At 45.1% G+C, this 19,241-nt stretch carries 11 protein-coding genes, 15 tRNA genes and 3 rRNA genes; 1 reads left to right on the forward strand and 28 read right to left on the reverse strand.

What is annotated here, in order from left to right:
• Positions 1–148: 148 nt before the first annotated feature.
• The 21 genes from AC25CA_RS10005 to AC25CA_RS10105 form a co-directional block, all read right to left on the reverse strand.
• Complete coding sequence (locus AC25CA_RS10005) at positions 149–2,674, reverse strand: InlB B-repeat-containing protein (protein ID WP_486813694.1); 2,526 nt, start codon at positions 2,672–2,674, stop codon at positions 149–151.
• Between the two features lie 409 nt (positions 2,675–3,083).
• Positions 3,084–3,746, reverse strand: coding sequence for a class D sortase (locus AC25CA_RS10010; RefSeq protein WP_486813695.1), 663 nt, complete (start codon positions 3,744–3,746; stop codon positions 3,084–3,086).
• 120 nt (positions 3,747–3,866) lie between these two features.
• Positions 3,867–3,943: transfer RNA gene (locus AC25CA_RS10015), tRNA-Arg, on the reverse strand.
• 3 nt (positions 3,944–3,946) lie between these two features.
• Positions 3,947–4,021 (reverse strand) — tRNA-Gln (locus AC25CA_RS10020).
• Positions 4,022–4,031: 10 nt separating this feature from the next.
• Positions 4,032–4,117 (reverse strand) — tRNA-Leu (locus AC25CA_RS10025).
• 14 nt (positions 4,118–4,131) lie between these two features.
• Positions 4,132–4,207, reverse strand: a tRNA-Lys gene (locus AC25CA_RS10030).
• A gap of 3 nt (positions 4,208–4,210) precedes the next feature.
• Positions 4,211–4,287: transfer RNA gene (locus AC25CA_RS10035), tRNA-His, on the reverse strand.
• Positions 4,288–4,328: 41 nt separating this feature from the next.
• A tRNA-Gly gene (locus tag AC25CA_RS10040) sits at positions 4,329–4,402 on the reverse strand.
• Positions 4,403–4,405: 3 nt separating this feature from the next.
• Positions 4,406–4,480: transfer RNA gene (locus AC25CA_RS10045), tRNA-Gly, on the reverse strand.
• A 7-nt stretch (positions 4,481–4,487) separates the two neighbouring features.
• A tRNA-Tyr gene (locus tag AC25CA_RS10050) sits at positions 4,488–4,573 on the reverse strand.
• 14 nt (positions 4,574–4,587) lie between these two features.
• Positions 4,588–4,663, reverse strand: a tRNA-Thr gene (locus AC25CA_RS10055).
• A gap of 49 nt (positions 4,664–4,712) precedes the next feature.
• Positions 4,713–4,789, reverse strand: a tRNA-Asp gene (locus AC25CA_RS10060).
• A 5-nt stretch (positions 4,790–4,794) separates the two neighbouring features.
• Positions 4,795–4,870: transfer RNA gene (locus AC25CA_RS10065), tRNA-Val, on the reverse strand.
• 26 nt (positions 4,871–4,896) lie between these two features.
• A tRNA-Glu gene (locus AC25CA_RS10070) sits at positions 4,897–4,971 on the reverse strand.
• A 7-nt stretch (positions 4,972–4,978) separates the two neighbouring features.
• Positions 4,979–5,066: transfer RNA gene (locus tag AC25CA_RS10075), tRNA-Leu, on the reverse strand.
• Positions 5,067–5,071: 5 nt separating this feature from the next.
• Positions 5,072–5,146, reverse strand: a tRNA-Asn gene (locus tag AC25CA_RS10080).
• Between the two features lie 8 nt (positions 5,147–5,154).
• A 5S ribosomal RNA gene (gene rrf / locus AC25CA_RS10085) occupies positions 5,155–5,271 on the reverse strand.
• A gap of 74 nt (positions 5,272–5,345) precedes the next feature.
• Positions 5,346–8,285, reverse strand: a 23S ribosomal RNA gene (locus AC25CA_RS10090).
• Positions 8,286–8,408: 123 nt separating this feature from the next.
• A tRNA-Ala gene (locus tag AC25CA_RS10095) sits at positions 8,409–8,484 on the reverse strand.
• A 131-nt stretch (positions 8,485–8,615) separates the two neighbouring features.
• Positions 8,616–10,146, reverse strand: a 16S ribosomal RNA gene (locus AC25CA_RS10100).
• Together the 16S, 23S and 5S rRNA genes with 15 tRNA genes alongside form the textbook arrangement of a ribosomal RNA operon.
• Positions 10,147–10,651: 505 nt before the next feature.
• Positions 10,652–12,310 carry a phosphoenolpyruvate carboxykinase (ATP) gene (locus AC25CA_RS10105; protein WP_486813696.1) on the reverse strand — a complete coding sequence of 553 codons (1,659 nt, stop codon included), beginning with the start codon at positions 12,308–12,310 and terminating at the stop codon, positions 10,652–10,654.
• Positions 12,311–12,604: 294 nt separating this feature from the next.
• On the opposite strand from AC25CA_RS10105, the gene AC25CA_RS10110 reads away from it, so the two are divergent.
• Entirely contained in the window at positions 12,605–13,036 is a 432-nt protein-coding gene (locus AC25CA_RS10110) for a type II secretion system protein (RefSeq protein ID WP_486813697.1), read from the forward strand.
• 92 nt (positions 13,037–13,128) lie between these two features.
• On the opposite strand, the gene AC25CA_RS10115 is transcribed toward AC25CA_RS10110, so the two are convergent.
• From AC25CA_RS10115 to pstC, 7 genes are all read right to left on the reverse strand, one after another.
• Positions 13,129–14,457, reverse strand: a complete 1,329-nt coding sequence (locus AC25CA_RS10115) for an amidohydrolase (protein ID WP_486813698.1) — start codon at positions 14,455–14,457, stop codon at positions 13,129–13,131.
• Positions 14,458–14,564: 107 nt separating this feature from the next.
• Positions 14,565–14,957, reverse strand: a complete 393-nt coding sequence (locus tag AC25CA_RS10120; RefSeq protein WP_486813699.1) for a DUF134 domain-containing protein — start codon at positions 14,955–14,957, stop codon at positions 14,565–14,567.
• 71 nt (positions 14,958–15,028) lie between these two features.
• Positions 15,029–15,868: an Mrp/NBP35 family ATP-binding protein gene (locus tag AC25CA_RS10125; RefSeq protein WP_486813700.1), complete on the reverse strand. Its 840-nt coding sequence runs from the start codon at positions 15,866–15,868 to the stop codon at positions 15,029–15,031.
• 112 nt (positions 15,869–15,980) lie between these two features.
• The gene (gene phoU / locus AC25CA_RS10130) at positions 15,981–16,640 is read right to left on the reverse strand and encodes a phosphate signaling complex protein PhoU (RefSeq protein ID WP_486813701.1); all 660 of its coding nucleotides are present in this window, start codon (positions 16,638–16,640) and stop codon (positions 15,981–15,983) included.
• A 13-nt stretch (positions 16,641–16,653) separates the two neighbouring features.
• The gene (gene pstB, locus AC25CA_RS10135; protein ID WP_486813702.1) at positions 16,654–17,412 is read right to left on the reverse strand and encodes a phosphate ABC transporter ATP-binding protein PstB; all 759 of its coding nucleotides are present in this window, start codon (positions 17,410–17,412) and stop codon (positions 16,654–16,656) included.
• A 7-nt stretch (positions 17,413–17,419) separates the two neighbouring features.
• Positions 17,420–18,235 carry a phosphate ABC transporter permease PstA gene (gene pstA / locus AC25CA_RS10140; RefSeq protein WP_486813703.1) on the reverse strand — a complete coding sequence of 272 codons (816 nt, stop codon included), beginning with the start codon at positions 18,233–18,235 and terminating at the stop codon, positions 17,420–17,422.
• Positions 18,232–19,224 carry a phosphate ABC transporter permease subunit PstC gene (gene pstC, locus AC25CA_RS10145; RefSeq protein WP_486813704.1) on the reverse strand — a complete coding sequence of 331 codons (993 nt, stop codon included), beginning with the start codon at positions 19,222–19,224 and terminating at the stop codon, positions 18,232–18,234. Before pstC ends, pstA begins: the two co-directional genes overlap by 4 nt.
• Positions 19,225–19,241 lie beyond the last annotated feature (17 nt).

The following is a 19,241-nucleotide window of genomic DNA, read 5'->3' on the forward strand; positions in this document are numbered from 1 at the left end:
CAAGATCTCAATAAATATTTTTTTGTCCTTATGATTCTATCGAAAAACCAACTAACTGTATCAAACACATTTTCTCATATGACAAGGAAAGAAGCCTATCTAATCGGATAGACTTCTTCAATAAACGAATATGCTAAACCACTCTCTTCTATTGATCATCATTCTTTCTGGTCAAAGTTCCTACCATCATAAAGATCAAACCAATCCCCAAAGATTCAATCGGGAATGCTTGTCCAGTATACGGTAAATCTCCATCACCCAAAGGTGTTTCAATCAGTGGTATTTCAATTTCTGGCGCCTCCAATGGCGGTGCTTCTGGCAAGATCGTTGTCTCGAAACGAGCTATCAATATCTTATCATCATCCATCTCGATTTGCTCGTTAACAACTTCCGCTCCATCAGCTCCAAACCAACCTGCAAATGTCCAACCCAATGCAGGAGTAACTGTCAGATCAACCAAAGTGCCAGGATTGTAATTCTGGCTTCCGACAAATGGATCAACGGTTCCATTTCCTTCAACACTAATTGTCAAGGTATGGCGAACAATCAAACCGCCTCCTCCTGTTTGTATTGGCGGTGGCGAAGGCTCAGTGAAATTCGCAGTAATACTCCGATCTTGATCCATTTGGACTTCAATCAAAGTTTGAGTTTCTTGTCCCTCATCAACATCTCCAGTCCAATCAATAAATGAATATCCCGAATCTGCAATCGCTTCAACCATGATCGTTGTCCCACAAGTCACTGTTAATGGACCCTCTGGATCTGTAATACCATTACCGTTCGTAGCAATAGTCAACTCATAGTAGAGCGGCATAAATACAGCCTCAAGGTCTAAATCCCCTTGCATTTCAAATGTAACTGATAGGTCTGCCGTTTCCATAAACCAACTTGCACCATTTGTTGCAACCCATCCATAAAATTCAGAACATGCCCCTGGAGTTGCTGTTACAGTTACTACAGTTCCACAAGTAACCGTGGCACTCGTACCCCATCCAATAATGGTAGCATCGCCATCACCTTCACCAACTGCTCTGACCGTCAGAGTTACTGGATCCGCTTGAGGATTCAGACTGAAATTTGCATAAATTGTCTGATCCATTTCATCCATCATATACGGTATCATCCTATTTGAATTGAAGGGTTCTCCCCCAGGCTCATACGACCAACCTTCAAATAGCGAACAACTACTCGGTGTTGCGCTTACCCAAATTGTTTCACCACAAGGTGCTGTTGCTGAAGCAGGAGAAACCGTGCCATAACCGTCACCTGCTGTTAAGACAGTCAGTGTCGTGCTCATCTGAGGATCCCAATCAAAGCTCGCAGTAATCGTCATATCGTTATAGAGATCAAATGTAATAGTCTCTGCAGTCGGATCTAGCACCTCATCCGGTACACCCGTCCACCCATTAAAGAGTGTACAGTCACCAGGTGTAGCCGTTACTGAAACCGGCTCCCCACAAGCAACCGTAACACTTGTGGTCGAAACCTCATAGTTCCCTTCTCCGGCTGTTTCAACGGTGAGAGTCACATCATCCTTCAAATCAAAATATGCTGTAACTGCAGTAGTCGCCATCAATGGAAACGTAATTGTACTTCCACTTACCGTTCCACCTTCGACTTTACTCCAGTGAGAATACTCAGAGCACATATCAGGCTCTGCTGTCAACTCAATTAGCGTTCCACAAGGATAGCTTATTTGTTCGAATTCTCCCGAGTCAATAGTCCCTGTGCCCTCGCCGGCAGTCGACCACGAAACTGGATAAGTTTCATCACTCAATTCAAAGTGAGCATATACCGTTGTGTCGACAGTAATCGCAAAATCATGAATAGCCTCACTTGAAATCGGGGTTCCATCTTCTTCTTCCCATTGAATGAAAATAGAACATGGACTTGCGATCGCTTCTATACTCATTGAGTCATCACAAGGCATCTCAATTGGACTAGGAGGATTCGTATACCCCTCACCATTTCCAACAACTTCCACAGTTAACATTGGTAAGTCGAGCTCCACAAAATAGGCTACAATATCTGTATAATCATCATCCATATAGAAGTCGACAGAACTAGCATCCGTGGCAACTCCCTCCGGTAGCCCGCTCCAATAATCGAATCCCCAGCAAGGATCTGCATATGCTGTTAAATCAACTAAGCTTCCACATGTCACACTTCCTGCAGACACATTGGATTCAATCCATCCGCCTCCATCAACACCATATGCAAGATTGTAATGAAGTATCTCGCTAAAACAAACCGCCAATTTCTTATTCCCATCTAAATCGACAGTAAGGGTTACAGGATCCATGCTGCTGCCTACTGTTAGTTTGTTGCCATTTACCTCAGCTTCTATAAACTCACAACAATCGCCTGGTGTTGCTGTCAAGATAATCTGCGCATGATTTGGTGCTTCTATAATATCACCATTATGTACTTCCCCAGCCTCTTGACTATCTCCATTAATAGAGTCTAAGTAAAGTTCTCCACAACCTTTAATGCTTACAGTTAGCTTCTTAATAACGCATTTACCATCGGTTGTGATATCGTCCGTGCCATCATCCAATCCACCGTCCTTCTCAGCAGGCACTGTCAAAGCGGTAGGATCTTCTATCGCAAACCCTGTTGTTACAATGCCCGTAAGTAAAATAAGGCAAAGCAGAATACTAAATAATTTTCTCATTCTTTCCTCCCTTCTCCATAAGTTTCATAATTATGATCTTTTTTGAAAAAATTAAAATTGTTTCTATAATTGGATTTTTTTTCAATTAAAAAACCGACCACCATCCTTTCGGTAATGGCAGCCGGTCGACAATTTCTGCACCAAGCTTTGCGCAACAATATCATGTTTTGCCTTTTTCATTACTACAATCCGACACCTAAGCATTAATTTATTCTTACAAAAAAAGATGAGTAGGAAGATAGCGATGGGGAGTTTACTCATTTATCAAGGGCAGGTTAAATGGTAATTCCTACGTAACAGGAAAATCACTACCTTCCATTTACACACCGTGAATAGAAATGTACAAAAATACATCTCATTATTATTATACCGACTCTACGCTTTCTTCAAACAATTTCCATCCATTCTCTTAGTCAGGAATATAGGCATGAATAATTAAACGATGGGTTGGATCAATCATTGGATCACAGGTAACCAGGGTAAGCACACGAAAATCACCATTTCTATTTAAAACACTAATATCACTTGGCTCCACAATAATCTTCTCGTACACGACATACTCGTATGAATACTCACCCGAGATAATTTGAATGACATCATTGTTTTCCAGTTCATCCAGTCGATTGAACAGCCTGCCAAATCGATGGGCTCGATGACCGGCCAATCCCGTATTGCCATATTCCCCAAGAGAATCCGTATAGGAAATACGCCCGATCCCCTTTGCTAGTTGAGCATCCCCTGTACCCTCAATAATGGGATATTCCAAATCAATAGCAGGGATCCGAATCACGCCAATTACATCATCCGTTTGGTACTCAACATCTTCGTAGGCTTCCTCGGATTGATTTCTTCCATCCTGTAGCTCCATATCTTCAACTAAGCCTTGCACGCCAAGCTCTTCTATCTCTTCCGGCACGTAGTTAACCAGAACCGACTGCAATGCCATACTTTCTTCCAAATATTCTTCAGCCTGTTTTTCCGACTGCATATCTTGATATTTTCCCCAAACAAAGGGACTCACAATAATGAGTAATCCCGCTATAAAACAAAATACCGCTATTTTTTTTCTCATTTTTACGCCCTCACTTTCGCAATTTCTTCAATTATTTACAAGTAATTCTATTCTGTCTCATATAGATACCCCGAAAAGCTTGCAACAAAAAAAAAGATACTTCGCATGAAGTATCTTTCGTGGTGTGCCTGAAGGGATTCGAACCCCCGGCTTCTTGATTCGTAGTCAAGCACTCTATCCAGCTGAGCTACAGGCACATATGGCTGGGGTAACTGGATTCGAACCAGTGAATGCAGGAGTCAAAGTCCTGTGCCTTACCGCTTGGCGATACCCCAAAAAAAAAAGTGGTGCGGGTGAAGGGACTCGAACCCCCACGCTGTTAGGCGCTAGATCCTAAATCTAGTGCGTCTGCCAAATTCCGCCACACCCGCGTAAAAAATTGAAATGGTGACCCATCGGCGATTCGAACGCCGGACACCCTGATTAAAAGTCAGATGCTCTACCAACTGAGCTAATGGGTCATGTGGGGTGAATAGTGGGAATCGAACCCACGGCCTCCAGAGCCACAATCTGGCGCTCTAACCAACTGAGCTATACCCACCACATGTGTAAATGATTGTACGTGACAATATAAAATTGTACTGGAGCGGGTGAAGGGAATTGAACCCTCGCGACTGGCTTGGAAGGCCAGGGCTCTACCACTGAGCTACACCCGCAAATGGAGCGAAAGACGAGATTCGAACTCGCGACCTTCGCCTTGGCAAGGCGAAGCTCTACCACTGAGCTACTTTCGCATGGTTTTGGTGGGGGGGACTGGATTCGAACCAGTGAAAGCGCAGCTAACGGATTTACAGTCCGTCCCCTTTGGCCAACTCGGGAACCCCCCCATATAATATTTCTATGGAGCTGGTGATAGGAATTGAACCCACAACCTACTGATTACAAGTCAGTTGCTCTACCTATTGAGCTACACCAGCATAATACTTTTCATACACCAGCGAAACTCAACCGTTTCATGGTGAAAATTGGCGACCTAGAAGGGACTCGAACCCTCGACCTCCAGCGTGACAGGCTGGCATTCTAACCAACTGAACTACTAGGCCAAATATGGTGGGCACTATTGGGCTCGAACCAATGACCCCCTGCTTGTAAGGCAGGTGCTCTCCCAACTGAGCTAAGCGCCCATATTTGTGTCTTACTTGAATGAAATTGGTGACCCTACCGGGATTCGAACCCGGGTTACCGCCGTGAAAGGGCGGTGTCTTAACCGCTTGACCATAGGGCCTTTGTTTTGGTGCCGAGGACCGGAATCGAACCGGTACGATCGCAATGATCGCAGGATTTTAAGTCCTGTGCGTCTGCCAATTCCGCCACCCCGGCATTTTTGGCTCTCAGGGTGGGACTCGAACCCACAGCCTACCGGTTAACAGCCGGTTGCTCCACCATTGAGCTACCTAAGAATAGTTGAAACTGGCAGCGTCCTATTTTCCCAGGCAGTCTCCCACCAAGTATCTTCAGCGCTAAAGAGCTTAACTTCCGTGTTCGAGATGGGAACGGGTGTGTCCTCTTTGCTATCGTCACCAGATTCTTTTGTCAAGAAAGCTTATTTGCTCTCTCAAAACTCAACAAGAATCATCCGCTTTAAAACTCTCTTCTAATCTGATCAAGTCCTCGACCTATTAGTACTGGTCAGCTAAAGACATTGCTGCCCTTACACCTCCAGCCTATCAACCTCGTAGTCTTCAAGGGGTCTTACTCACATAAAGTGATGGGAAATCTAATCTTAAGGGGGGCTTCGCGCTTAGATGCCTTCAGCGCTTATCCCTTCCAAACTTAGCTACCCAGCTATGCTCCTGGCGGAACAACTGGTGCACCAGCGGTTTGTTCATCCCGGTCCTCTCGTACTAGGGACAACTCCTTTCAAATTTCCTGCGCCCACGGCGGATAGGGACCGAACTGTCTCACGACGTTCTGAACCCAGCTCGCGTGCCTCTTTAATGGGCGAACAGCCCAACCCTTGGGACCGAATTCAGCCCCAGGATGAGACGAGCCGACATCGAGGTGCCAAACCTCCCCGTCGATGTGGACTCTTGGGGGAGATAAGCCTGTTATCCCCGGGGTAGCTTTTATCCGTTGAGCGACGGCCCTTCCATTCGGTACCGCCGGATCACTAAGTCCATCTTTCGATCCTGCTCGAGTTGTAGCTCTCGCAGTCAAGCTTCCTTTTACCTTTACGCTCTACGCACGATTTCCGACCGTGCTGAGGAAACCTTTGAGCGCCTCCGTTACATTTTTGGAGGCGACCGCCCCAGTCAAACTGCCCAACTGACAATGTCCCAAGACCAGATTCATGGCCTATGGTTAGAATCCTAGTATAATAAGGGTGGTATCCAAAGGGCGACTCCACCGAAACTGGCGTTCCGGCTTCCAAGTCTCCCACCTATCCTGTACATATTATACCAAAATCCAATGCCAGCCTGCAGTAAAGCTCCACGGGGTCTTTCCGTCCTGCCGCGGGTAACCCGCATCTTCACGAGTACTGTAATTTCACCGAGTCCATTGCCGAGACAGCGCCCAAATCGTTACGCCTTTCGTGCGGGTCGGAACTTACCCGACAAGGAATTTCGCTACCTTAGGACCGTTATAGTTACGGCCGCCGTTTACTGGGGCTTAAGTTCTGTGCTTCGCGTTACCGCTAACACTTCCCCTTAACCTTCCAGCACCGGGCAGGCGTCAGCCCCTATACTTCGTCTTTCAACTTAGCAGAGACCTGTGTTTTTGCTAAACAGTCGCTTGGGCCTTTTCTCTGCGGCCCTCAAAAGCTTACGTCGTATGACTTCACTCTCAAGGGCACCCCTTCTCCCGAAGTTACGGGGTCATTTTGCCGAGTTCCTTAGCAATGGTTCTCTCGATCATCTTAGAATTCTCTTCCTGCCTACCTGTGTCGGTTTACGGTACGGGCACCTTATCTCTCAATAGTAGCTTTTCTCGACAGCGTGGGATCAGCGACTTCGGTACTAAATTTCCCTCGCATTCGCGTCTCGGCCTAATAGTGTGTGGATTTGCCTGCACACTAGCCTACCTGCTTAGACACACATAACCAACAGTGTGCTCTACCTACCCTTCTGTGTCACTACATCTCTCAAACAATCTAAGGTGGTACTGGAATATCAACCAGTTGTCCATCGCCTACGCCTTTCGGCCTCGGCTTAGGTCCCGACTAACCCTGAGCGGACGAGCCTTCCTCAGGAAACCTTAGGCTTCCGATGGCGAAGATTCTCACTTCGCTTTCGTTACTCATGCCAACATTCTCTCTTGTATGCAGTCCACCGCTCCTTCCGGTACGACTTCGTCCCACATACAATGCTCCCCTACCCCTGTATCTAAAAGATACAAGCCGTAGCTTCGGTAATTAGTTTGAGCCCCGGACATTTTCGGCGCTGGACCACTCGACCAGTGAGCTATTACGCACTCTTTGAATGAATGGCTGCTTCTGAGCCAACATCCTGGTTGTCTGTGTAGTCCAACATCCTTTCCCACTTAACTAATATTTTGGGACCTTAGCTGACGGTCTGGGCTGTTTCCCTTTCGACTATGAAACTTATCTCACACAGTCTGACTCCCAAGTATATATCTGCGGCATTCGGAGTTTGATAAACTTTGGTAACGTATAAACGCCCCTAGGTCAGTCAGTGCTCTACCTCCGCGATACTCTCCTTGAGGCTAGCCCTAAAGCTATTTCGGGGAGAACCAGCTATCTCCGAGTTCGATTGGAATTTCACCGCTATCCACAAGTCATCCCAACACTTTTCAACGTATATGGGTTCGGTCCTCCACGAGATTTTACTCCCGCTTCAACCTGCTCATGGATAGGTCACCCGGTTTCGGGTCTAAAGCATACAACTAATTCGCCCTATTCAGACTTGCTTTCGCTTCGGCTCCGGACCTGAAGTCCTTAACCTTGCTGCACACCTTAACTCGTTGGCCCGTTCTACAAAAAGTACGCCGTCGCACTTTAACGTGCTTCGACCAATTGTAAACATAGGGTTTCAGGTTCTATTTCACTCCCCTTCCGGGGTTCTTTTCACCTTTCCCTCACGGTACTATGCGCTATCGGTCACTAAGGAATATTTAGGCTTGGGAGATGGTCCTCCCGGCTTCCCACAGGGTTTCACGTGTCCCATGGTACTCTGGATACCGATCAGATATTCGTTGATTTCACCTACAGGACTATCACCTTCTACGGTTCCGCTTCCCAGCGGTATTTGGCTATCAACTTGTACCCTTATATCGGTCCGCAACCCCAGACTAGCAGAGCCAGTCTGGTTTGGCCTGTTCCCCTTTCGCTCGCCGCTACTCAGGGAATCGATTTTTCTTTCTCTTCCTCCGGCTACTTAGATGTTTCAGTTCACCGGGTTCCCTTCCTATGGCTATGTATTCACCATAGGATACATACGGTTTGCCGTATGTGGGTTTCCCCATTCGGATATCTCTGGATCAACGCCTGCTTGCGGCTCCCCAAAGCTTTTCGCAGCTTACCACGTCCTTCATCGGTTCTTAGTGCCAAGGCATCCGCCCTATGCTTTTTATAACTTGACCGTTTCTTAAAAGAGAATTCTAAAGACAAAAAAATTACATTCACCCACTTCGATTTACATCTAGTGCTGTGTTTGTTTTTTATTTTTGCTTGGATGATTCTTATTGAGTTTTCAAAGAACAAAATGGTGGAGATAAAGAGATTCGAACTCTTGACCCCCTGCTTGCAAAACAGGTGCTCTCCCAACTGAGCTATACCCCCACGGTTTTTGTGCACCCACAAGCTTGCGCTTGCCTTGCACCCTACTTGACATTCGCTTTCAAGTAGCTTTTTAACTTTGAAAGACTTATGATCTCTCAAAACAGAACATGACAGTTCTCGTTTCTCCCTAGAAAGGAGGTGATCCAGCCGCACCTTCCGATACGGCTACCTTGTTACGACTTCACCCCAGTCATCGATCCTACCTTCGGCGCCTGCCTCCCTAAAAGGGTTAGCCCAGCGACTTCGGGTATTACCAACTCCCGTGGTGTGACGGGCGGTGTGTACAAGGCCCGGGAACGCATTCACCGCGACATTCTGATTCGCGATTACTAGTAACTCCAGCTTCATGCAGGCGAGTTGCAGCCTGCAATCCGAACTGAGATCGGCTTTTGAGATTCGCTCCGGATCGCTCCTTCGCTGCCTGTTGTACCGACCATTGTAGCACGTGTGTAGCCCAGGTCATAAGGGGCATGATGATTTGACGTCATCCCCACCTTCCTCCGGTTTATCACCGGCAGTCTCTCTAGAGTGCCCAACTAAATGCTGGCAACTAAAGATAAGGGTTGCGCTCGTTGCGGGACTTAACCCAACATCTCACGACACGAGCTGACGACAACCATGCACCACCTGTCACCGGTGTCTCCGAAGAGAAAAGTCTATCTCTAGACCGGGCACCGGGATGTCAAGACCTGGTAAGGTTCTTCGCGTTGCTTCGAATTAAACCACATGCTCCGCTACTTGTGCGGGCCCCCGTCAATTCCTTTGAGTTTCAGTCTTGCGACCGTACTCCCCAGGCGGAGTGCTTAATGCGTTAGCTGCGGCACTGAGGTATCGCTACCCCAACACCTAGCACTCATCGTTTACGGCGTGGACTACCAGGGTATCTAATCCTGTTCGCTCCCCACGCTTTCGTTCCTCAGCGTCAGTATTTGTCCAGAAAGCCGCCTTCGCCACTGGTGTTCCTCCTAATATCTACGCATTTCACCGCTACACTAGGAATTCCGCTTTCCTCTCCAACACTCAAGTTCCCCAGTTTCAAAAGCTTACAATGGTTGAGCCACTGCCTTTCACTTCTGACTTAAAGAACCGCCTACGAACTCTTTACGCCCAATAATTCCGGATAACGCTTGTCCCATACGTATTACCGCGGCTGCTGGCACGTATTTAGCCGGGACTTTCTTCTTAGGTACCGTCATTATCTTCCCTAAGAACAGAACTTTACGACTCGAAAGCCTTCATCATTCACGCGGCATCGCTGCATCAGGGTTTCCCCCATTGTGCAATATCCCCCACTGCTGCCTCCCGTAGGAGTCTGGACCGTGTCTCAGTTCCAGTGTGGCCGTTCACCCTCTCAGGCCGGCTACTGATCGTCGCCTTGGTAAGCCATTACCTTACCAACTAGCTAATCAGACGCGGGACCATCCTATACCACCGGAGTTTTTACCACTGCAACATGTGATGCTGTGGTCTTATCAGGTATTAATCATCGTTTCCAATGGCTATCCCTGTGTATAGGGCAGGTTTCCCACGCGTTACTCACCCGTCCGCCGCTTTCCTCATCTTCATTCACCCGAAGGATCCTTCCAATAATTCTCGCTCGACTTGCATGTGTTAGGCGTGCCGCCAGCGTTCATCCTGAGCCAGGATCAAACTCTCAGTAAAAATATTTCCACCCCTAAGGGTGCTTTTACCAACCAAGCATTACTGCTTGATTTAGCGTATTTCTTGTTACTTCTTCATTGACCAAAAGGTCAAATTCGAGGCTGTCATGTTCAGTTTTCAAAGATCATTTCGCCGCCTTGGCGACTTGACTAGTGTAACATATCTGGAAGATACTGTCAACCGTCTTTTTTTATTTCTTTTTGTTTACGTCTTGCGTTTCCGCTTTTGACGACTTATTCATTCTAGCATCTGACGTTTAATTTGTCAAGCGCTTTTTTTTGCTCAATTCCGCTTGTTGTCTGGATTAGAGCGTTTTTCTCTCGGCCGGTTTCCCTTACCGCTTATCTATAATACCAAGCCCTCAATAAAATGTCAACAGGTAAATTTAATGTTTTATTTTTCAGACAAATCAAATATTCCCACAATGTTGAAAACCCGCCTAGATCTGTGCTAAGACAAATCCTGTAAACGTTGAAAAAGAGGGCTTTCGCCCTCCTTTAACTCTTTATTCCCAGATCAATTGGTTTACGACCTCTTGCAGCAGTTTTGTTGCTTCTGGACGAATTCGGTCGAATCCACCCCGCTCAACGGCCTTTCTTTCGATATAATCGATGCGCGCTTTCATGCGTGATCGCAACAATTCCTTGTAAGACTCATCCATTAACTTGGGTTCAAAGCCTTCTATAGGAAGAATATCGAAATGTTCGAAGGGTCCCCAAGGAATAAAATCTGCACGTTTCTCAAGTACACGCTCTAAAATATCCAGAGTCATATTCTTATTTACATCCATCCCTAAGAAGTTTCCGGTATTTAAGATATAGCAATCTACTCCATCTTCAAACAATTTCTTAAAGGCATCGTAGTCCCGCCCCAATGGATAAGTTCGAAAAGGATTGGCATAAGGTTCAATCACCAAGGCATTGGGATCTACATCGGCAGCCAATCGTTCAGCCGAAGTTCTTTTGGTGGCAAGGGTCGCACCCATGGCGGAAGCCAATGCCGGGTTCTTTACCTTAAGAATAGGAGGCAATGCATCGTCCTTCATCAACCAAACAATCGCATTGACAGGTTCTTCAAATTTATTCACACGATTCGGCGACCATAACTTCGACTTCAAAGCCCGCCCGTTCGTATTTCGAATGTCTTCCATTACAGGAACAATCTTTCCCTCATCTGTAATCGTTGCGCCACAGTTCTGCAAAGACAATAAGTAACGGTTGTCATCAGAGATTAAGGGATAGTCTGCCGTCTTGTCGAAATAAGAGGGTTCCATGGCAACTGCAGTACCATTGTCTACATTAATGATAAAAGCATCGTCATGTAAAACCGTAACGTCATACTTTCCTGCGTGGGGCGCATGAGTTAATGTGGATTTTCCTGAACCGGAAAGTCCAAAGAAGCCAATAACGAATTTTTCCTCTTGTGCAAGATTGTATCGTTTCAAGCCGCCATGGCAAGCTGCAAATCCATTTCGATTGGCAATGCCCCAGGCAAGTGTGAGGGTTCCCTTCTTAAATTCTCCAAAATACCGCATACCTAAAATCGCCGCCGTATTGTGTTCCGTATCAAAGAATGTCAATCCCAAAGGAAAATCAGGATGGGTCCAATCCGGATCTGCAAAGACCAAAATGTCACCCTCTCCCTTAAAAGGAACGGATCGTTCATAGCGTTCTGCATGACCATTTTTCACGCATTGAAAATTAAGTAACCAATTATATACGGTGTTTTCATACCCTTCCGGAATCAAGAGGTGTGCTTTCACGGCAAAGTCTTCATCTAAACCCACATAAGATTCCGCATGATACATCTTGCGCGAATGGCTTCCATATACAGCTTCTCGAAGCAAAGCTTCATACTCACCGAGATGAACCCGTGGTTCTCCTACGATTCTTCTGGCTGCAGCACAACGGCCCCTTACAGCACCATCATTGAACAACAAGACTTGTGCCTCTTCGGGTAAGCCATAAGTCTCCGGCTTGTAGATCGGTAAATCCATGACAATGGCACCCGGTGAACGCTTGGCCATCTCATAGGCATCCGCTACCTCGTGAACCACTTGAACATTGTTGCCAAAGAAGGCAGTTTCAATGGTTGTACGAATGGATGAAAACATTTGGTTGTCCGCATGGATATCCTTCGCACGATGTTGAAATGTAGTCGACATAACAATCCCCCAATCTTTTCTTATAGTTTTCCAATTTAAGTATAACAATTTTAAGATCTTTTAAGCCGCCAAACTCTTTACATTCCAATTGCGATTCTGTAATATTTAGGTAGAAACTATTCTAGTAATCTGTTAGATCATCCAGTAAATGGGTAATTTCAGATTAAGGGTGTTAATTGTCATAGATTTGAAACCTTACAAATTTATACGATTATCCACTAAGACTTGGCAGAAATGCCAAAAACATGCTATAATAACTTTAGAAAAAACTAATCAAAAAATGGAGGTAACAACATGTTTCAAAAACTAACAAAAAAATTGAAGAACAGAAAAGGCTTTACATTGATCGAGCTAATCGTTGTATTGGCTATCTTGGGTATTATCTTGGCAATCGCCGTTCCTAACTATTTGGGTGTACAAGCAGCCGCAGCCGCTGATGCTGATAGAAACTCAGGTGATCTAGTTGTGAAGTCAGTTAAACTTTGGTATGCAGCTGAAAATGTGACAACTGATGGTTTCACAATTGCAGCACCCGCAGCGAATGCAACCGACTATACATTCACAAAAGTTGACGCTGCCGACGTTCTTCCGAGTGCTGCTCAAATAACAGCCTTGAATAACTATCTTGAAGAATGGCCAACAAGCGCATCAAGTACAACTGCATTAGTTATAACTGTCACATCTCAAACGGAAATCACTAGCAATTGGGCTGCTTTTGGTAACTAAGATAATCTGAACGATTTATAAATAAAAATTAATAGTTTATATAGTTAAGCACCTAAAAAATGAAATTTACAAATTCACTTTTTAGGTGCTTTTCATTGAATTAATACTTTATTCCATCTCATATTCTCTTTTACATGGAACTCAACTACCGGCGCATCAGAGCCTGCGAGGACTTCAATGCCTCGGTCTTGCATTCCCTTCCAATTATAAGAAGTGGATGCTTTTTCTTTGCCCACTCGACTCTCTAAGATCTCACTATCATCCCTAATAAAGATGGGTTGGGCATAAACCACAATGTTTAAGCTTGCTATTCTGTTCAATTGATCCTCGGATGTTATCTGACAATGTACGATCCCATGTCTCGCGTTCGTTCGCGGGTATTTTTTTTGTGTTAATTCTATGGCATCCATAGCTTGATCGATGGCTGCATCGCCAATGGCATGCATAATCACATCCATCCCCTGGCCATTGGCCAAATCCACCAGTTCCTGCAAATCCAAATCACTGTAGATTCTGATTCCTCGATTGCCTGGGTCATCATGGTAGTCTTCCCGCATATAGGCCGTTCTGGCACCCAATGAGCCATCAAGCAAGAGCTTCAAGGGACCAATCTTGAAATTTTGTGTTCCCTGGCCCATTCGGTATCCCTTAGCCAAGAAACCTTCCAATTCTTCTTTGGTCTGCAGCAAACACTGCTGAACTACCTTGACCTTTAGTTTCCCTTCATTGTCTAACTCCGTATAGGCTCGAATCACCTTTTCATAGTCTCGGTCCGAAAGGGCAGTAAAATCATCGGTATGAACCTCTGAGATTCCGTGATACCTAAGATCTTCAATGGCATCAAGGAGCATGACTTTAATGGTTGGCACATCAGGTGATGGAATCAGGGCATAGAGTTCATTGAGCCCCGCTTCGATAATGGTTCCCGTTTCCCAATCGATATCAGGATGTTGATTCCCATCTAAGAGTTTCATAGTCGCATCGTTAGCAATGGCTACATGACCGCAGGTGCGTGTGAAGATAATGGGGATCTCCTTCGATACCTTGTTAAGGTCCTCTTTGGTGGGGAATCGTTGATCGGTGAATTCATTTTGATTCCAACCGCGTCCAAGCAGGAAATCTCCCGTAAAAGTCTTCAATCGTTCCTTCCCTGCCTCTATGCAATCCTCTACGCTTTTTGTTCTATGCAAAGATACCATGCTTTTTACATTGGCATAGTTTAAGAGATGCATGTGGGTGTCCCATAGTGGTGGCAATTCAAGGTAGTCCTGGGCCAGATCCAAAGAATCATCTTCATTTCTTAAGGCGAAAATCGTTTTCTCGTCATCCATTACGCGAATGGTGGATTTTGGATTTTTGAGAAGGACATCAAATAATTGCTGTTCTTCATCTGTGAATTTAAAGGGTGTCGCTGAAAACATATCATTGGCCTCCAGTGTTTTTCTTTATTATAACTGAAAAGCTTTGGTATTTTCATACAATAAAAAAAGAAAATGGAAGAAGCTCCATTTTCCTTTGCCTATTTTACCTACTTCTGTTCTTGTTCACGACGTCCATATGGACATTGCTCTGCCTTTTCTTCCAGAGTTCGAGCTTTGGCACATCGTCGCCCACACCCGCGTAAATCTTCAGGAGTCGCATAAGATCCCCCTTCAAATTGAATGGCATAGCCCTGGGTAATCGCCATCGCAATGGCTTTTCGAGCCTTATCCAAGATCAGTTGAAAAGTCTGCCTCGACACTTGCATGCGCTCCGCGCATTCAACCTGAGACAATCCTTCCACATCCTTTAAACGCATGGCCTCCAATTCATCAATTGCTAAAACCATGACTTTGTTGCTTTTACACGAAACACCTGCAGGCTTATAGCGTTCATAAGGCGGCAATTGTTCAACTCGTCTGCATTTCACTGGTCTAGCCATCGCTTAACTCCATTTCAACCATCGTTAATTTCATGCAATCTTTATTTCATTCTAACACAACATTTTCTTACTTATAAAATAATTTGATCCAAGTCTTTCAAAATTTCATCAACCATTGGTTTTGCATATTTTTCCAAAACGGGGTCGTTATCAGAAAAGCCATTTTGCGTCGCTTGCATAACATCCATGGTCATTGGCAATGCACCCAAAAGGTTCAACTGCAAATCATCACGGAATCGATCTGTTTTTGCATCATACATGCGAATCTCTTTGCCACAATCCGGGCATTCGATGTAACTCATGTTTTCTACAACACCAATAACACGTTTATGCATGCGTCTTACCATATGAACCGCTTTTGCTACGATCATGGAAACCATATCTTGAGGAACAGATACCATAACCACACCACTCATAGGAATATTTTGCATGGCTGTAATGGCAACGTCACCCGTTCCTGGTGGCATATCCACTACTAAATAATCCAATTCGCCCCAAACAACATCTGTCCAGAATTGTTTTACTACATTGCCCAAAATAGGACCACGCCAGATTACCGGTTGGTCTTCGTCTTCCATCAAAAGATTCAAAGACATGACCTTAATTCCTTTGGCATTCTCGACTGGAAATAACCCTTCTGTTGTTTGAACTGGAGATTGACCTTGCACCTGCATAAGTCTAGGAATACTAGGACCTGTAATATCCGCATCCATCACACCAACAGAATAGCCTCTTTGCTTCAACTCATTAGCAACCAAGGTTGCAACAGTTGATTTTCCAACGCCGCCTTTTCCGCTCATCACGCCAATCACGTGTTTGATTTGATTGTTTGCGTTAAACTCTACTTGGCACGCTTCTTTTTCCTCCGTACCACATTGTCCATTCGTTGGACAAGAATTGCAATCGCTCATAAAATACACCTTCCTTAGGTAAATTGGCATATGCCATTTATAATGATACGCTTATGAAAGTGCTGTGTCAACCATTAGAAGAGCAATTCCTAGTATTTTTATAGGGTATCCCTTAATTATTGCTATGCTGGTCCAATTCTCCGGTTACATGATAAATAATCCAATGACACACATTGCTTGCGTGATCCGCCATTCGCTCCAAATACTTGGTGATAAAAATCAAATTAATTCCCTGATTCACATGATTAGAATTTTCCTTCATTTTCTCGCCCAGTTCCACAACAATTTCATCAAAGGCTCGATCGATTACATCATCGAAGGCAATAACACTTTGGGCCAAAGCAACATCTTTTGTTATATAAGCATGAATCATATCAGAAACCATGGCCTTAATCTCTTCTGCCATTTGCGGAATATGAACAATAGGCTTCATATATGGCTCGTCCGCCAATCTGATGGTGTATTGGGCGATATCAGAGCAGTGATCTGCAATTCGCTCCAAGTCTGTAATAATCTTCAACACGGAGGCAATGGTTCTCAAGTCTCTTGCCAAGGGTTGCTCTTTCGCAATTAAGGCAATGCATTCCTTCTCCAAGTGTTCCTCTAAAGTATCGACCTGATCATCCCGCTTGATAATTTGAGCTGCCAACTCTTTGTCCTGATTTTGAAGGGCGATAATCATATCTTGAATCTGTTCTTCAATCAAGGCACCCATTTGCAAAAGTTCCCGATGCATTTGCGCCAAGGACTGATCGAAACGCCTTCTTGTCATCTACTTGTCCTCCCTATCCGAATCGTCCAGTAATATAGTCTTCCGTTCGTTTATCCTGCGGATTGTTGAATATTTTTCCCGTTTCATCCATCTCAACCATTTCGCCCAGTAAAAAGAATCCCGTTCGATCTGATATTCGGGCTGCCTGTTGCATATTATGAGTAACAATGGCAATGGTATAGGTCTCCTTCAATTCAGCAATCAATTCCTCTATTTTCAAGGTAGAGATTGGATCCAATGCCGACGTGGGTTCATCCATTAAAAGAATCTCTGGTTCAACCGCCAAGGCGCGTGCAATGCAAAGACGTTGCTGCTGGCCACCAGACATACTTAAGGCATTTTTTTTCAAGCGATCCTTCACTTCGTCCCATATGGCAGCCCCTTGCAGACTTTTTTCTACAATCTCATCCAAGTGTGACTTCCGGCGTATACCATGGGTTCTGGGTCCGTATGCAATATTATCGTAAATACTCATGGGAAATGGATTGGGCTGTTGAAAGACCATTCCCACTCTTTTTCTCAATTCAATCACATCGGTATTCTTTCCATACACATCAAATCCGTCGATTGCAACTTTTCCTTTGATTGTTACACCCGGAATCAGATCATTCATACGGTTAATGGTTTTAAGCAGGGTTGATTTTCCACAACCGGATGGACCAATAAAGGCCGTCACCTTCTTCTCTGGAATCAACATCTGAATTTCTTTTAGCGCCTGAAAGTCTCCATAATATAAATCAAGATCAGTAATTTCAATCTTTGTCTTTTCCATCGTTACTCTATCCTTTCTTCAATCGCTGTGCAGCCGTTTTCGCCAGTAGATTCATACATGCTACCAGAAAAATTAAAATCGTTGCCGTCGCATAAGCATCCTCAAAGGATAAACCTTCTTTGGCCAGCATATAGAGATGCACCGATAAGGTTCGCCCCGAATCCATGATCGACCCAGGTGCTTTCGGCACCGTTCCCGCAGTCAAATATACAGCCGCCGTCTCTCCGACAATTCGTCCCATGCCCAGAATCACTGCCGCCAGAATTCCTGGAATCGCACTGGGAAGCACGATGCGTACAATCGTCCGGATCTTAGTTGCCCCCAAACCAAGACTCGCCTCTCGAAAAGAGCGCGGAACCGCCTTCAAGGCTTCTTCCGTTGTTCGAATCACAGTGGGTAGCACCATAATGGTTAATGTGAGTGCTCCAGAAAGTATAGAGAACTTTAATCCCAGCTTGGTCACAAAGAATATCATGCCAAATAAGCCATAAATAATGGATGGAATTCCCGCCAAACTTTCCGTTGCAAAGCGAATTAACCGAACCACTCGACCAGGCCTCGCATATTCCACCATATAGATCGCCGCCATAATTCCAATCGGCGTTGCCAGGGCCAATGAGGCAAGAATCGCCCAAAAGGTTGTCACGATCATCGGCCAAATGCCGCCCTCCTTGGCATCACCAAAGATAAATTGAAAGTCAATTCTTCCAATTCCTTTTTCTACAACATAGTAAAGAATCCAGACCAAGGCCGCAACTGTTAAAAACGCAGATGCATACACCAAGCCTTGTAAAACTATATACTTCAGTTTTTTTTCTTTCACAATTCATCCCCCGCCTGATGTGTAATGCGGTTCAAGGCAAAATTTAATGCCATAATAAATACAAAAAGAATAACCCCTGTCGCAAACAAAGCTTCTTGATGCAAGCCAAATGCATAGCCCATCTCCATGGCAATATTTGCAGTCATGGTTCGGATTCGATCCGTCAAAGCCCCAGGGATCATGGGTGTGTTTCCAGCCACCAGGATGACAGCCATGGTTTCGCCAATCGCCCGACCGATCCCTAACACCACGGCTGCCAAAATCCCTGATTTTGCCGCAGGAAGTTTCACTCGAAAAATCGTCTCAATTTTGGATGCGCCAAGCGCCAAAGAACCCTGTCCATAGGCTTTGGGCACAGCCCTCAATGCCGCTTCTGAAACATTAACAATAGTCGGTAAGATCATAATCATCAAGATAACAATGGCAGCCAAAAGACTATTTCCCCCTCCACCCCATAACTTGTCAATCAAGGGAACCAAAACAACCAAGCCCCAAAAGCCGTAAACAACCGAAGGGATCCCGGCAAGCAATTCAATTGCTGGGCGAATGAGTTTCGATATAAAATCAGGCGCGATTTCCGCCATAAAAATTGCCGTAAAAATACCCATGGGGACACCAATCAGAATGGCACCACCGGTCGCTGCCAAGGAGCCAATAATCATGGGGAAAATGCCATAGATATCCGCTGATGGCTTCCACTTTTGACCAAACACAAAATCGAAAACCCCAATCTTTGCAATTGCGGGCACCCCGCTCACAAAGATAAAAATGGTGATTGCAACCACTGCAGCAAGAGCTACCATTGCAGAAAGAAAAAACAACCTGCGGAAAAAATTCTCCGCTTTCATCCGCTTTTGATGCTGCCCTTTAAAATCACTTGCTTCTCTCACAGAACTCGCTTCCTCAACATGATTGGTCAGCTCTGCTTTATTCATCTCTTTCTTTCTTTTACCTTTACCTTTTTGACGGCCCTTCATAGTCACTTCCATGCATTCTCCTTACATAC

The organism is Gottschalkiaceae bacterium SANA (genome assembly GCA_036323355.1).
Lineage (GTDB): Bacteria > Bacillota > Clostridia > Tissierellales > GPF-1 > GPF-1.

Bases quoted from the DNA above. Each gene is read 5' to 3' on its own strand.
- AC25CA_RS10005 (WP_486813694.1), bottom strand. From the start codon at position 2,674: ATGAGAAAATTATTTAGTATTCTGCTTTGCCTTATTTTACTTACGGGC.
- AC25CA_RS10010 (WP_486813695.1), bottom strand. From the start codon at position 3,746: ATGAGAAAAAAAATAGCGGTATTTTGTTTTATAGCGGGATTACTCATT.
- AC25CA_RS10105 (WP_486813696.1), bottom strand. From the start codon at position 12,310: ATGTCGACTACATTTCAACATCGTGCGAAGGATATCCATGCGGACAAC.
- AC25CA_RS10110 (WP_486813697.1), top strand. From the start codon at position 12,605: ATGTTTCAAAAACTAACAAAAAAATTGAAGAACAGAAAAGGCTTTACA.
- AC25CA_RS10115 (WP_486813698.1), bottom strand. From the start codon at position 14,457: ATGTTTTCAGCGACACCCTTTAAATTCACAGATGAAGAACAGCAATTA.
- AC25CA_RS10120 (WP_486813699.1), bottom strand. From the start codon at position 14,957: ATGGCTAGACCAGTGAAATGCAGACGAGTTGAACAATTGCCGCCTTAT.
- AC25CA_RS10125 (WP_486813700.1), bottom strand. From the start codon at position 15,868: ATGAGCGATTGCAATTCTTGTCCAACGAATGGACAATGTGGTACGGAG.
- phoU (WP_486813701.1), bottom strand. From the start codon at position 16,640: ATGACAAGAAGGCGTTTCGATCAGTCCTTGGCGCAAATGCATCGGGAA.
- pstB (WP_486813702.1), bottom strand. From the start codon at position 17,412: ATGGAAAAGACAAAGATTGAAATTACTGATCTTGATTTATATTATGGA.
- pstC (WP_486813704.1), bottom strand. From the start codon at position 19,224: ATGGAAGTGACTATGAAGGGCCGTCAAAAAGGTAAAGGTAAAAGAAAG.